Below are 14,603 nucleotides of genomic sequence, written 5' to 3'. Positions count from 1 at the left end.
AAAAAATAATTATATTATTCTGTAATAACCTGGTTTTTTATTTCACGGTTTAATTTATCATCTGAATTTCATTATTATAGTTTCTGTTCTGTTTAACGGGGTTTTTTAAATTACCCCATGTTGTAATAATAGATGTTAATTAATCAGGGTGTTTTAATCCGGATTTAATCAGGTGTTTTAATGTCAGGTGCAAAAACAGAATAAGGCGGTAAATTGAAAGTATCAGAGAATGAATAAACACAGTAAGGTAAAATAATCATAACATTATGAAAATAAAGATTTTATGTGCTTTTTTTGGATGGGTTGCATTGAGTTAATAGTTCGGATTAAACGCGGTATTAATGCGAAAAAGTAACGCTGATAAATAGAACAAAAAAAAGAAATAAAAAAATATACAGGGAAATATTTCTTATGGTAAAGTCGGGCTGGTTCTTAATAAGGGGTGTCTTTTTTTTAAACAATCACCGTCAGATATGACAATACGGATATTACCTGTCATTCGTTAAGGGGCTTATTCGCCGCAAATCAGCACAGCAATATAAGAGGTATAACTTTGACCGATATAATTAATACATTAAACGGACTGCTCTGGAACCACCTGCTCATCTATTTATTACTGGGTATCGGACTGTACTTCACATTTCGTACCGGATTTATCCAATTCCGTCACTTCGGACACATGTTCAGCGTGCTAAAGCACAGTAAGAAATCGGATAAATCCGGCATCTCGCCGTTCCAGGCGCTTTGTACCAGCCTGGCCGCGCGGGTCGGTACCGGCAACCTGACCGGGGTGGCTATAGCCCTGACTGCAGGTGGCCCCGGTGCTATCTTCTGGATGTGGGTTGTCGCCCTGATCGGGATGGCAACATCCTTTATTGAAAGCACACTCGCACAACTCTATAAAACACGGGACGATCAGGGAAATTATCGCGGCGGACCGGCGTATTATATGGAACGCGGACTGAAAGCCCGCTGGATGGGCGTGCTGTTTTCTGTCTTCCTGATTATCGCGTTCGGGCTGGTCTTTAACGCGGTTCAGGCCAACTCAATTGCCCAGGCGTCCAAAATGGCCTTTGGTGCGGATGCCGGTTATGTCGGTGCCCTGCTGGTGGTTATCTGCGGCGTGATTATTTTCGGTGGTCTGCGCTCCATTGCCCGTGTGGCAGAGTTGGTGGTACCGGTGATGGCGGTTGCATACCTTATCCTCGCTTTCTGGGTGATGGGGCATTACGCTGAGCGTCTGCCGGACGTCTTTATGCTGATTATCAAAAGTGCCTTCGGGTTACAGGAAGCGGTTTCCGGTGCTGTCGGTTACGGTGTGGCACAGGCCATGATTAACGGCGTACAGCGCGGTCTGTTCTCGAATGAGGCCGGTATGGGGTCTGCACCGAATGCCGCCGCATCTGCGGCACCGTTCCCGCCGCATCCGGTTTCTCAGGGGTATGTGCAGATGCTGGGGGTCTTTATGGACACGCTGGTTATCTGCAGTGCCACCGCGATGATTATTCTCTCCTCCGGGGTGCTGGATAATCCGCCGGGCGATATTAACGGTATTGAGATCACACAGCTGGCGCTGAGCTCGGTTGTCGGCAGTTGGGGATCCACCTTTGTGGCGGTGGCTATCTTCTTCTTCGCCTTTACCTCCATTATTGCCAATTATGCTTATGCGGAGAGCAATATGGTGTTCCTCGAGCATAAACACACCAAAGGGCTGTTTGTGCTGCGTCTGGCGGCGCTGGGAATGGTGATGTTCGGGGCGTTGTCAGAAATGCCGCTGGTCTGGAAAATGGCAGATTTCTCGATGGGGCTGATGGCGGTGACGAATCTGATTGCGATTCTGCTGTTATCCGGCGTTGCATTTAAGCTGGCGAAAGATTATAACCAACAGCGCAAAACGGGGAAATTACCGCAGTTTGATATCAACCTTTATCCTGAAATCCGTAAACAGGTCGAAGACGGTATCTGGGAAGAAATACCGGAACCGCTGGTTGAACAAAAGGTTAACTGATGATGACACCCGCGAAAGCGGGTGTCAGGCCGTTGACAAACCCGCAGGGGGTGGCGACGACCGACAGAGGTTGTAAAAATAAACGAGGAAAATCAATCCATTGATTTTCGGCTGATAACACAAAGCAGGAAAAACCACGTTTTATCCTGCTTTGTCTGCAATCTCACACCCGCGCAAGCGGGTGTTTTTCTGTATGGGAGAGAATAATGGACAATCCCCGGCTGAAACGGGCGAGGATAACCCGGCGTGATGTGCTTTGAACGCGAGTGCATCACCACAGAGTAGCGTTCTGTGGTAACTATCCATTAAATAATGAGATTTACCATGAAACAAAAGCATTGGTCCGTTTGCGAACGGCTGCATGAAACCGTCACAAACCCGAATATTCATATCAAAGGTACACACAGTTATTACAGCGATTGCTGGGATAATGGTTTTGAAGCCTCCGTTGTCCGCTATTTACAGGGCGATGAAACCAGCCGCGACTGGCAGCTCAGCTGGAAAGTGGATGAGCTGTATATCGGGGATTATGTCTGCATCGGAGCTGAAGCCGTGATCCTGATGGGCGGTAATCATACGCACCGCCATGACTGGTTCAGCCTCTATCCGTTTCCGGATATGATTGATGAGGCTTATATCGGTAAAGGGGATACCCGGATTGGCGACGGTGCCTGGATAGGTATGCGGGCCATGATTATGGCCGGTGTGACTATCGGGGAGGGCGCGGTGATTGCCGCGAACAGTGTGGTTGTCCGCGATGTACCACCCTATGCCATTGTTGGCGGTAACCCGGCTGCCTTTATCCGCAGCCGGTTTGATGAAAATACCATCAGCGAATTGCTGGCCCTGTCGCTTTATGACTGGCCGCAGGCGAAGTTTGATGCCCTTAAGCCACTGATTTGCTCCGCAGATCTGGCCGGGCTGAAAGCGGCATCAGAGCAGTATGACAAGGCGCAAAACAGCATTCAACCGTAAATACATGATTGAATACCCGCTGCGGCGGGTATTTTTATCGTGCGTTTTCAGCTGCCAGTTGCAGAAAAACATCATGATGATCCACGTTCAGAGCATAGCACTGCCGCAGTGAAGTCGTCATAATACATAGCCGTGATATTATGTCCGTTGTGAATAATGCGGTCGTGATATTTTCCGGGCAAGGGGCTGTACCGGCATCGTGCCGGATAACATTGTACAGGACAAAAAAAGATGTGGCGTAGTGTGTGTCTGGTGTGCGCGCTGATACTAACAGGATGCAGTAATCAGAGCCAGTATATTGATCGCGGTGAGTTTATTGTTGATCAGCGAAATATCAAAGAGCCGTGGTTATCCAAACCGAATAATTATCTGGTTTTCCATTATACCGCACTGAATGATGAGGCATCGCTGCGTGTGCTGACTGCCGGCGGGGTGAGTGTTCAGTATCTGGTACCGACAATCCCTGCGGTGCGTGACGGTAAGCCGGTGGTATTGCAGCTGGTGCCGGAGGGCAGTGAAGCCTGGCATGCAGGAAAAAGTCACTGGCGCGGGGAAAGCAGCCTGAATAAAAGCTCAATCGGCGTGGAAATTGTCAATCCCGGCACAGTGAAAATGTCTGTCGGGCAGCGCTGGGTGCCGTATCAGACTGCCCAGATAGATCTGATTGTAAAACTGGCACAGGATGTGATAGCGCGGCATAACATTGCCCCGCAGAATGTGGTGGGACACAGTGATATCGCGCCGCAGCGCAAACTGGATCCGGGCCCGATGTTCCCGTGGGAATATCTGGCAAAACGCGGGGTCGGTGCCTGGCCGGATGCTTCTGATGTGAAACGTTTTCTCGGCAACCGGCATCCGTCGGATAAAATCAGTGTCGGTGAGCTACAGCAGGCACTGAAAAAATACGGTTATGAGATCCCGCTGACCGGTAAGGCGGACGGAAAAACCCGCAATGTGATCAAAGCGTTCCAGATGCATTTCCGTTCTCATAAAGTCAGCGGGGAAGCGGATGCGGAGACCCTGGCGCTGGTGAAAGCCCTTCTGAAAAAATACGGCGCACAATAACCCTGTTATCCTTCCGGTGATTCACCACTGACCCTGGCAAAACGTCATGGCTACCGTAATCTGGCCGCTGCTCTGGAACAGGCGGGAGCATACTGAACCGCCGCACATCATGAATAACGGAAAAAAAAAGCCCGGTCAGATAACCGGGCTTTTGTGTGCTTACGCAGCCACATCCGGCTGCGGTTTTGCCGGTCTCATGTTGCCGGCAACAAACGAGATGATAAAGGCAATCACGCCCGGCAATAACCAGCCGATCCCTTCTTTAAACAACGGCATCCGGTGTAACACCGCCAGCACATTTTCACTGAGCAGACCGATGTTGTTCAGGGTGTCGAACGCACTCATCACCACCAGTACCGCGACAGTAAAGCCGTAGGTAAAGCGCGGGTTACGCATTTTACGGCGGGCAAACTGCAGGAACACCAGCGCAACGGTGGTCGGATAAATCAGCAGCAGCACCGGAATGGTGACACGCAGCAGCGTATCCAGACCGAAGGTGGAGACAATGGTGGTCAGCAGTGTGGATACCACCACCCAGAAACGGTAGTCCAGGCGCGGGTTGAATGTCGCGAAGAAGTCCGCACAGGCACTGGTCACGCCGACAAAGGTGGTCATACTGGCGAGCAGTACGATACCGCACATCAGCCAGGTCCCGAGCGCACCGTAAAGGGCATCGACATAGCGGGAGAAAATCTGTCCGCCGTTGGTGGCTGTCTGTGAAACCGCATCACTGGTCGCACCCAGATAAAACAGGCAGATGTAGAGTGCAGCCAGCAGGCCGACCGCAATCAGCCCGGCTTTGATAGTGATAACCACCACGTCCTGCGGCGAAGTGATCCCGCGTGAGGCCAGAGCACGGGCAACAATACCGCCGAACGCCATTGCGGACAGCACATCCATGGTCTGATAACCATCGACAATACCGGAGAAGAACGCAAAATCCACATACTGATTGATCGGTTCATTAATCGGGGAGAGCGGGGTGCGCACCACGGCGATCCCCACGGCAACCAGCAGGAACAGCAGGGCCGGGGTCATAAACTTACCGATAGCGCTGATCATCGTTCCCTGTTTAAGCATAAAAAACATAGAAACAAAGTTAAACACAAAGGCAAAAATCAGATGGCTGGCGGTGCTTTTCTCCACGAAGCCGAGCGGCAGAAAACCCAGCTCATAGGCGGTGTTGGTGACACGCGGCATGGCGAATGTTGAGCCGAGGATCAGATAGAGCGCCACCCAGAATGTCACAGAAACCCAGCGCGGCAGATCGACAGAAAGCCGCTCACCACGGCCTTTGACCGCAACAGTAATCAGGGTGAGGAACGGCAGAACCACGCCGGTGACGATAAATCCGAGGGAGGCACTGAACCAGTCAGTTCCCGAGTGATAACCCGCCATCGGCGGAAAAATTATGTTGCCCGCACCCAGGAAAAGTGCAAAAACCATCATCCCGAGAACGAGCATGTCTTTTGTTGAAAACATAAAACAACCTGTACATGTTAAAATTAAATACTGTGATTTAGTTATTTTTTAAATGAAACCGTTAAAATAGTAACAAAATGCAGATTGATTAAAAGACTCAGAAGAGTAAACGGAACAAATTCATTAATTAGGGGAATTTGAAAAAATATAATCCCGGTCACACAAACTTTTCTATGGCTGCCGCCACACCATCCTCATCATTTGAGGCCGTTATATATCCGGATTTTTGCTTAATGTGGTCGGCGGCATTGCCCATGGCGACACCTACCCCGGCATACTCCAGCATGGAAATATCATTGTTCTGATCGCCGATACACATGACTTTGTCCGGTGTCAGCCCCAGTTTTTCGGTGATTAGCGCAACAGCCTGTCCCTTCGTGGCGTTTTTGGCCGAAATCTCCACAAAATGCGGTGCTGTCCGCAGAATATTGTAGCTGTCAAAGGAAACCTGCGGGATATACCCTGCGGCTTCATTCAGGCGCACCGGGTTATCAATCATCATAAATTTGCTGAACTGCATTTCGCTGTCCATTTCCGCCAGCGGACGATAGTACAGCTGTGTTTGTGTCAGGTAGGCATCCATCAGGGTGTAGTAGCTGATATCACGGTTTGTGGTGAACATTTCGCCGTTACTCAGCACATGGAAATGCACGTTAATATCACGGGCCAGCGCTTCAAAATAGCGGTAATCCTCAAAGTCCATCAGGGTTTCAATCACCGGCTCGCCGGTTTCGGCATCATGGATCACCGCGCCGTTGTTACTGATACAGTAATGATTTTCCTTATCCAGCCCCAGCTCCCGGAGGTAGGGCAGAATGCCGTTAAACGGGCGGCCGGACGTCAGGATAATATGCAGACCTTTCTCTTTTGCGCGGGTGACAGCAGCACTGACAGCGGGGGTAATCTGATGGTGAGAGTTAAGCAGGGTACCATCGAGGTCAATGGCGATAAGTTTTACGGACATGCAGGCTCCTGAAAACAGCGGCAACAAAATAACAGACAGTTAAAATGTTATGCCGCCATTTCGGGGCGATGTCAATAAAACCGCCTGTTGCGGGATAAGATTGCCGTTATTCATCAAAAACAGCCGGATACACTATATGTTGTGCTGCGGCAGGGATTTGTCCTGCCGATCCGAATGCACAATAAGATAGTTAAAATCATATGGCTAAATATAGTTTTGTTATTAATTGTTTAAGTTGCCTTAGTTACAGTCGTGACTGAAATGCCACGGCTCTTTGATATCCAGAGTGATATCCGGGTTCTGGCGGTAGTCGTAAGGGGTGATGTTATATTCTTTGCGGAACATATAGGTGAAATGAGATTGCGACCCGAAACCGAAATCAAGGGCGATATCAAAGATAGTCTGTTCACTCCGGCGCAGGGCGTTAACCGCACCGGCCAGACGGCGCTGACGGATGTATTTGCCGAGCGAGATCCCGGCAACTTCTTTGAAGATTTTCTGCATATGCCAGAGCGAGTACCCGGAATAGGCAGCCAGTTCTTCGAGGTGGATAACACGACCCGTGTGGTTTTCTATCCATTTACTAAGTGCGCACACAAGTGCGACATGATTATCTTGCGGCATTGATGATTTCGGCTCAGTTTCAGGGTTTTCCAAGTATACAAGTTTATTTCATTATGACAAAACAGGGTGTTATCTGTTTATGCGCTTCCTGCTGATGAAATGAATTTTTTTGTGAAACAGCACACTCATTCCGTTAAAGTATGTAACGATACCGGAATGTAACGAAATCTTGTTAACGGGTATAATTCAGATGAAAATAGGCGAAACATGAAAAAAATCATAATTATCCTGCTGCTGATTGTTGCCGGTGTATTTTTTTATATTGCGGCGCTCGATAAGTACTGTGATCAGCGCGAGGATTTTATGCTGGGAATCTGTGAGATTACGAAATTTATTCCGTCAGACAAGGGCTGAGTTTTGCCTTTTCCCTCTGATTATCTTGTTGCTAACGGTATTCAAGGCAGCAAAATGATGTTTTAATAACGGGCTTAAACTTTTCAGGATGCAGTGATGCACGACGCAGAATAATAATATAGCCGTTACAGAGGATCTAATGTCAGAAGTACAGCAGGAGCAGACGCTCAAGCGCGGATTAAAAAACAGACACATACAGCTTATCGCATTGGGTGGTGCTGTGGGTACGGGGCTGTTTCTGGGAACAGCCACAACGATTCAGATGGCGGGGCCTTCTGTCCTGCTCGGTTATGCAGTCGCCGGTTTTATTGCGTTTCTGATCATGCGCCAGCTTGGCGAGATGGTGGCGGAAGAGCCGGTTACCGGGTCATTCAGTCATTTTGCCCATAAATACTGGTGTGGTTTTGCCGGCTTTTTATCCGGCTGGAACTACTGGGCGATGTTTGTTCTGGTGGGCATGGCAGAACTGACGGCGGTCGGCGAGTATATTAAATTCTGGTGGGATGTTCCGACCTGGGTTTCTGCAGCGATCTTCTTTGTGCTGATAAACCTGGTAAACCTGGTGAACGTCAAGGTTTACGGGGAAACTGAATTCTGGTTTGCTATGATCAAAGTGGTGGCCATTCTTGGTATGATTGCCTTTGGTGCCTATCTGCTGATCAGCGGTAACGGCGGCCCGCAGGCCTCTGTCAGCAACCTCTGGGAATTCGGCGGATTTATGCCGCATGGCTGGGGCGGACTGATTTTCGCGATGGCGATCATTATGTTCTCTTTCGGCGGACTCGAACTGGTCGGCCTGGCGGCAGCGGAAGCAGAAAATCCGCGTTACAGCATTCCGAAAGCTATCAATCAGGTGGTTTACCGTATCCTGATTTTCTATATCGGCTCCATTACCGTTATCCTTTCTCTCTATCCGTGGACAAAAATTGTCGAGAACGTCAGCCCGTTTGTGCTGATCTTCCGTGAAATCGGCCATGCGTTTGGTGCTGCGGATTCTGTGCAGGGCAATATCAATCTGTGGATTGCTCATGTGCTGAACGTGGTGGTACTGACTGCCGCGCTTTCCGTTTATAACAGCGGTGTTTACAGCAACAGCCGGATGCTCTACAGCCTGGCACGTCAGGGTAATGCGCCTGCATTCCTGAAACGCATCAGTCCGCGCGGTGTGCCGGTGAACTCGATTATTCTGTCCGGCCTGGTCACCTCCGTGGGGATCCTGATCAACTACCTGCTGCCGAAAGAGGCATTCTCGCTGCTGATGTCGCTGGTGGTCACCACGCTGGTGATTAACTGGATCATGATCTGTATCTCCAACCTGAAATTCCGTCAGGCGAAGATGAAAGAGGGCGTGGAGCCGTTCTTTAAGGCACTGTGGTATCCGTGGGGCAACTATATCTGTCTTGCGTTCCTGGCCTTTATCCTGGTGCTGATTGCCCTGATGGATGGTCTGCGGATTTCAGTGATCCTGCTGCCGTTCTGGATTGGCTTCCTGTGGCTGACATACCGCTATTATGAACGCCGCCGTGCCGCGAAAGCATAACTGCAGATAATAAAAAACCGGGGAAAAATCCCCGGTTTTTTTATGTTCAAAAGTACTTAAAACTGCCAGCGGGCCCACATAAACAGGACGTTACCGTTATTGTAAGTGCCCGGAATATAAGTGGCCTGAATCGCCAGGCGGTTATATTCCACCGATGCCAGCGGCAGCGGTACCGGGATCGGGATATAGTGATAGTCATCCCGCGCGGTCACACCAATGGTAAAGCCGACACCGGCTTTGAAACCGTCCTGCCCGTGCGGCATCCACATCTTCTGGAACCCGTAACCGACAATCGGCTCCCATTTATTGTGTGAATCCTTAAATGCCATGGCGTACAGGCTGTGCCAGTCATTATCCTCATCATAGTAGGATTTACCGAACCCGGCACCCCACGGCTTTTCATTGTATTTATCGGTTTTTTCTTTGTCGTAGGTCAGGCGGTTATGCCACGTCCAGAACGGAACATATAAATCATACTGGTCTGATTGCCAGACGTTGGTGACGTTGCGTTTAAACGTTCCCCACAGTCCTTCTGAAGCCGCAGTATCATTTGTGACGCTGTCACTTTTTAATGTGTCCTGTTCCTGTGCTGCTGCGGGCTGTGCGGCCATCAGCAGGGAGGTGAGCGTCAGGGTGCTGATTGTGCTCAGAGAAAGCTTCATGAATGACTCCTGGTGTGACAATAATCATTTATCCTAAAACGATTATCTTGCTCATAACAAATGATGCTAATTAATAGATGGCAATTATAGTAACATAGATTTCATATTATTTTTATACTGCCAATCCGGCTTAAATCTAAACAAAATATCAACGGACGCCGGAACCAGGCAGATTCTTAGTGTGGTAATAATGAAGTAAAGCAGCTTATCGTTCTTGCAGGAAAAGAACAAAGTTGTAATTTTTTTATATGTTTAAACACAAGCGGTTATCAATTTTGCGTATAAATTTATCGGAACATGTTATTAATATTTCTAAATATGTGCACCAGATCTTCCCGCTGAAAAAATCGCTTGATTTCCGACCTGTCCTATGTGATAACTCAAATGGGTAAACGAGGTACGCTTCTGTTTTTTAAGCAGTAACGACTAGTTTGTATACGCCGGTTATCGGCAAATTTGTAGGATAGGAATTTTATCAATGGCTAAACTTAAAGGCACCGTTAAGTGGTTTAACGAATCAAAAGGTTTTGGTTTCATCACTCCAGCTGATGGCAGCAAAGACGTGTTCGTACACTTCTCTGCAATCATGACCGATGGTTTCAAAACACTTGCTGAAGGCCAACAAGTTGAATTTGAAGTGCAGGATGGTCCTAAAGGCCCTGCTGCTGCCAACGTCACTAAAGCATAATTATCTCCGGCAGCAATACTGCCTCTGATAGTTGGTTTTACCAGCGTGGTCAACGCGACAGCCTGATAGCCGTTTCAATAACGAGTGTATATCACTGACGCAAATTCAGACCCTGTGCCCTTACGGGCATGGGGTTTTTTATTGCCTGTTCTGTGGTGGTTTCCTGTCACCGGATGCGTATAATTCACTATACAGAGCGGTACAGCAAAACAGGAGATATCAGGTGAGAATCAACGCATTAACCATTGCAGGAACAGATCCGAGCGGCGGCGCGGGTATTCAGGCAGATTTAAAAACCTTTTCCGCACTGGGCGTTTACGGCACCACGGTGATGACGGCGCTGGTGGCACAAAATACCTGCGGCGTAAATTCTGTTCATTCTGTCCCGCCGGAATTTGTTGCGGCGCAACTGGATGCGGTACTGACGGATGTCAGAATTGACAGTGCCAAGATTGGTATGTTGTCTGACGGCGGCGTGATCCGCACCGTGGCTGAGAAATTGCGTCAGTATTCTGTGCCGTATGTGGTGCTGGACACGGTGATGCTGGCGAAAAGCGGCGATCCGCTGCTGAAAGCCGAAGCGGTTGATTTACTGATCTCTGAATTATTACCTCACGTTTCGATTATTACCCCCAATCTTCCCGAAGCGGCAGCATTACTGAAAACGGCTGTCGCCACAGATGAAAAAATGATGCAGCAGCAGGGCGAGGCACTGATGGCTGCCGGGGCAAATGCTGTTCTGCTGAAAGGCGGGCATCTGGATAACGCTGAAAGCCCTGACTGGCTGTTTCTGCCGGAAGGCCGTCACCGCTTTACCTCAACCCGTATTCCGACCAAAAACAGCCACGGCACCGGCTGTACATTATCTGCAGCAATGGCGGCGCTGCGGCCTCAGTGTGCGGACTGGGCGGAAACCACGGAGGCGGCAAAACAGTATCTGCACGGGGCGCTGGCGGCGGCAGACAGCCTCGAAGTGGGCCACGGACATGGTCCGGTTCACCATTTTTATCAGTGGTGGTGATATCGCACGATAATTGGTGTATATTGCGCGCTTTTCAGGGGGGAAGATATGGAAACGGGTTCATCTGTGCGTCTTAATAAATACATCAGCGAAAGCGGCATCTGCTCCCGCCGGGATGCGGACCGCTACATTGAGCAGGGATTGGTCCTGATCAACGGCAAACGTGCGGCTATCGGCTCACAGGTGATGCCGGGTGATGTGGTTAAAGTCAACGGTCAGCTGATTGAGGCGCGGGAGCAGGATGATCTGGTGCTGATTGCCCTCAATAAACCGGTGGGTATCGTCAGTACAACCGATGAAGGCGAGAAAGACAATATTGTCGATTTCGTCAATCACAGCACCCGTATCTTCCCTATCGGCCGCCTGGATAAAGATTCTCAGGGATTGATTTTCCTGACTAACCACGGCGATCTGGTAAACAAAATTCTGCGTGCCGGTAACGATCACCAGAAAGAGTATGTGGTGACGGTGAATAAACCGATCACCGATGATTTTATCCGTGGTATGGGCGCGGGCGTGCCGATCCTCGGTACGGTGACCAAAAAATGTAAAGTGAAGCAGGAAGCGCCGTTTGTTTTCCGCATCACGCTGATTCAGGGGCTGAACCGTCAGATCCGCCGCATGTGTGAGCATTTCGGTTATGAAGTGACGAAACTCGAGCGCGTCCGCATCATGAATATCAGCCTGACCGGGATCCCGGTGGGGGAATGGCGTGATTTGACCGATGATGAGCTGGTCGAACTCTTTGATGCGATTGAAAAATCCTCCTCTGAAGATAAAAAAGTCAAAAAGCCGGCCGCAAAACCACAGAAGCGCGATAACAAAATTAAAGTTGCTCCGCCGGTTTATCCGGGGTCAGACAAACAGCAGAAAAAGAAAGAAAGCAGCAGTGATAGCAACCGCCAGCGCTTTGCCCGGGCAGGGCGGAAGAAGAAGAAACGCTGATAGTTCGGGGCACGGCTCCGCGGACAACGGGCAAAACGAAAAGTCGCTGTAAATACATCCCTGTAAGCTCAGGCGCGTCATCCATGACGCGCATGCTTTTCGTTCGCCTGCCCGTTACCGCGAATCCCTCAGGATCAGCAGAACGGGTTGGTTATTAAGCAATCGTCACTTTCTTATCGAGATACACATCCTGCACTGCATTAATCAGTGCCACCCCGTCTTTCATCGATTTCTTAAAGGCTTTACGGCCGAGGATCAGCCCCATACCCCCGGCGCGCTTGTTGATCACCGCAGTACGGACCGCATCGGAAAGGTCATTATTACCGGATGCACCGCCGGAGTTAATCAGCCCCGCACGACCCATATAGCAGTTCGCAAGCTGATAACGAACCAGATCGATCGGGTTATCTGTGGTCAGCGTGCTGTAAACGCGCTCATCAGTATGACTGAAGCCGATGGCTTTAAAGCCGCCGTTATTCTCCGCCATTTTCTGTTTGACGATATCCGCACCGATAGTGGCCGCAAGGTGGTTTGCCTGACCGGTTAAATCCGCACTGGCGTGATAATCCACCCCGTCTTTTTTGAAGGCCGGGTTACGCAGATACGCCCACAGGACCGTTACCATGCCCAGTTCATGCGCGCGTTCAAAGGCCGCAGAGATTTCCTCTATCTGACGGCGGGATTCCGGTGAACCGAAATAAATCGTTGCCCCGACAGCCACCGCGCCCATTTCGAAAGCCTGTTCAACACTGGCGTACAGTGTCTGATCATACTGCGCAGGCAGGCTCAGGGTTTCATTGTGGTTGATTTTGACAAGGAACGGGATGCGGTGTGCATAGCGGCGGGCAACAGAAGCCAGTACGCCGTAAGTGGAAGCCACACAGTTACAGCCTGCCTCGATAGCCAGCTCAACAATATTTTTCGGATCAAAATAGAGCGGGTTAGCGGCAAAAGAGGCTGCGGCAGAGTGCTCAACACCCTGATCCACCGGCAGAATGGAAAGATAACCGGTTCCCGCCAGACGACCGTGATTAAACAGCGACTGCATGGAGCGCAGCACGGTATTTGGCCGGTTGTTATCAATCATCACACGGGTGACAAAGTCATCGCCCGGCAGATAGAGATTGTCTTTGGGAATGGTGGTGCAGGTGTGTTCAAGAAGAGATGATGAATCATTGCCTAACAACTTAACGATATCAGTCATGGTATGTAAACTCCGATTACTGTAGCGTGTTATAAAATTGTCACGGATTGTCGTGGATTGTGTTTAAGATAACAACCCGCAGTGTGGCGGTAACCGGCACTGGATCGCTTCAGGCAGCACGGAAAAGGTGAATTGCTGACCAGTCAGCGGTTCGCCGTCGAGATTAAACACCATCTCATGTGCCGCGCTGATGGTGATCCGTGTACTGCGCTTCATGATAACGCCTTCCGCTTCGCCCTCATTAAAGAGACTGTTCCAGAGTGAGCGCGGCCAGTTGCGTTCCGGCAGAATACTCAGGTTAAGCAGACCGTCATTGATCCGCGCATCCGGACACAGTTTATGCCCGCCGCCCGCCTGGCAGCCGTTGCCGACACCAATCACCAGCGCGTCATCCTGCCAGTGGAAATCATCACAGCTGATAGTACAGTGGTCCGCTTTCAGCAAATCGCTGCGTGTCAGGCCGTGGAGGAAATACGCGGCACCGCCGAAGGTGCTTTTCAGGGCTTCCGGGGTGTCTGTGGTGATTTTCGGGCCGAACCCGCCCGTGGCCATATTGATAAAATAATGAGATTCATTGATACAGCCGATATCAATGGCGACCGCGCTGCCTTTGGCGGCCAGAAGCAGGGCTTTGGTTTTATCCGCCGGTATTCCGGCTGCGGTGGCAAAATCATTGGCGGTACCGAGCGGCAGAATACCGAGGACCGGGCGCTTTTCAGCCGGATATGCCATCAGAGCGCTGCATACGGCATTAATCGTGCCGTCGCCCCCGGCGGCAATCACGGTTGCTGCTTTCAGCTGATGTGCTTCGCGGACAAAGCGGGGAATATCTTCCGGCTCCCATGTCACCCGCACCTGAATGTCTTCTCCGTTTTCCCGTAAATGCCGGACAGCCTGACGGATACCGTCATCACCGGCGCGTTTTCCGTTAAGAACCACTATATGCGTTTCCGCCATACCAGACTCCGTGTTCAGATTACGTCTTTTAAAGATAACAAACACGGACGGTTTATGCCGGGAAAAATGGGCGGAGAAAAAGAGGAGGACACAAAAAGAAAAGGTTGGCTCAAG

14 protein-coding genes are annotated in these 14,603 nt (G+C 50.1%); 8 read left to right on the top strand and 6 right to left on the bottom strand.

Features of this window, described 5'->3' with window-relative positions:
- Positions 1–553: 553 nt before the first annotated feature.
- The 3 genes from AB7038_RS02210 to AB7038_RS02200 all read left to right on the top strand — a co-directional run bounded on the left by AB7038_RS02210 (position 554) and on the right by AB7038_RS02200 (position 4,048).
- Entirely contained in the window at positions 554–2,008 is a 1,455-nt protein-coding gene (locus tag AB7038_RS02210) for an alanine/glycine:cation symporter family protein (protein WP_072868583.1), read from the top strand.
- 324 nt (positions 2,009–2,332) lie between these two features.
- On the top strand, positions 2,333–2,983 hold the full coding sequence (locus AB7038_RS02205) for a CatB-related O-acetyltransferase (RefSeq protein ID WP_368889156.1): 651 nt from the start codon (positions 2,333–2,335) through the stop codon (positions 2,981–2,983).
- A 231-nt stretch (positions 2,984–3,214) separates the two neighbouring features.
- Positions 3,215–4,048, top strand: coding sequence for an N-acetylmuramoyl-L-alanine amidase (locus AB7038_RS02200; protein WP_349418189.1), 834 nt, complete (start codon positions 3,215–3,217; stop codon positions 4,046–4,048).
- 159 nt (positions 4,049–4,207) lie between these two features.
- Here the strand turns inward: AB7038_RS02200 and brnQ are convergent, their stop codons facing one another.
- The 3 genes from brnQ to AB7038_RS02185 all read right to left on the bottom strand — a co-directional run bounded on the left by brnQ (position 4,208) and on the right by AB7038_RS02185 (position 7,118).
- Positions 4,208–5,530 (bottom strand): branched-chain amino acid transport system II carrier protein, encoded by a 1,323-nt coding sequence (gene brnQ, locus AB7038_RS02195; RefSeq protein ID WP_349418187.1) that lies wholly within the window; start codon positions 5,528–5,530, stop codon positions 4,208–4,210.
- Between the two features lie 157 nt (positions 5,531–5,687).
- Positions 5,688–6,494, bottom strand: coding sequence for a sugar-phosphatase (yidA, locus tag AB7038_RS02190; RefSeq protein ID WP_072868571.1), 807 nt, complete (start codon positions 6,492–6,494; stop codon positions 5,688–5,690).
- Positions 6,495–6,734: 240 nt separating this feature from the next.
- The gene (locus AB7038_RS02185) at positions 6,735–7,118 is read right to left on the bottom strand and encodes a helix-turn-helix domain-containing protein (RefSeq protein ID WP_015422774.1); all 384 of its coding nucleotides are present in this window, start codon (positions 7,116–7,118) and stop codon (positions 6,735–6,737) included.
- A 207-nt stretch (positions 7,119–7,325) separates the two neighbouring features.
- Between AB7038_RS02185 and AB7038_RS02180 the strand changes: the two genes are divergently transcribed.
- Positions 7,326–7,472 carry a PhoP/PhoQ regulator MgrB gene (locus AB7038_RS02180; protein WP_025154858.1) on the top strand — a complete coding sequence of 49 codons (147 nt, stop codon included), beginning with the start codon at positions 7,326–7,328 and terminating at the stop codon, positions 7,470–7,472.
- A gap of 139 nt (positions 7,473–7,611) precedes the next feature.
- On the top strand, positions 7,612–9,012 hold the full coding sequence (locus AB7038_RS02175) for an amino acid permease (protein ID WP_368889157.1): 1,401 nt from the start codon (positions 7,612–7,614) through the stop codon (positions 9,010–9,012).
- Positions 9,013–9,068: 56 nt separating this feature from the next.
- Here the strand turns inward: AB7038_RS02175 and pagP are convergent, their stop codons facing one another.
- On the bottom strand, positions 9,069–9,674 hold the full coding sequence (pagP, locus tag AB7038_RS02170; protein ID WP_368889158.1) for a lipid IV(A) palmitoyltransferase PagP: 606 nt from the start codon (positions 9,672–9,674) through the stop codon (positions 9,069–9,071).
- A gap of 478 nt (positions 9,675–10,152) precedes the next feature.
- Between pagP and cspE the strand changes: the two genes are divergently transcribed.
- The 3 genes from cspE (at position 10,153) to rluF (ending at position 12,328) form a co-directional block, all read left to right on the top strand.
- A complete protein-coding gene (cspE, locus tag AB7038_RS02165; protein ID WP_004239901.1) occupies positions 10,153–10,362 on the top strand; it encodes a transcription antiterminator/RNA stability regulator CspE in 210 nt (69 codons plus the stop codon).
- Positions 10,363–10,585: 223 nt separating this feature from the next.
- Complete coding sequence (thiD, locus tag AB7038_RS02160) at positions 10,586–11,383, top strand: bifunctional hydroxymethylpyrimidine kinase/phosphomethylpyrimidine kinase (protein ID WP_368889159.1); 798 nt, start codon at positions 10,586–10,588, stop codon at positions 11,381–11,383.
- Positions 11,384–11,431: 48 nt separating this feature from the next.
- Positions 11,432–12,328 (top strand): 23S rRNA pseudouridine(2604) synthase RluF, encoded by an 897-nt coding sequence (rluF, locus tag AB7038_RS02155; protein WP_368889160.1) that lies wholly within the window; start codon positions 11,432–11,434, stop codon positions 12,326–12,328.
- Positions 12,329–12,482: 154 nt separating this feature from the next.
- On the opposite strand, the gene fbaB is transcribed toward rluF, so the two are convergent.
- Together fbaB and yegS are read right to left on the bottom strand one after the other, a co-directional pair.
- A complete protein-coding gene (gene fbaB, locus AB7038_RS02150) occupies positions 12,483–13,532 on the bottom strand; it encodes a class I fructose-bisphosphate aldolase (protein WP_369452665.1) in 1,050 nt (349 codons plus the stop codon).
- 63 nt (positions 13,533–13,595) lie between these two features.
- Positions 13,596–14,489, bottom strand: a complete 894-nt coding sequence (gene yegS / locus AB7038_RS02145; protein ID WP_072868553.1) for a lipid kinase YegS — start codon at positions 14,487–14,489, stop codon at positions 13,596–13,598.
- Positions 14,490–14,603 lie beyond the last annotated feature (114 nt).

Source organism: Morganella morganii, assembly GCF_041099235.1.
GTDB classification, from domain to species: domain Bacteria; phylum Pseudomonadota; class Gammaproteobacteria; order Enterobacterales; family Enterobacteriaceae; genus Morganella; species Morganella morganii_E.
This window is presented reverse-complemented; position numbering and strand designations above follow the sequence as displayed.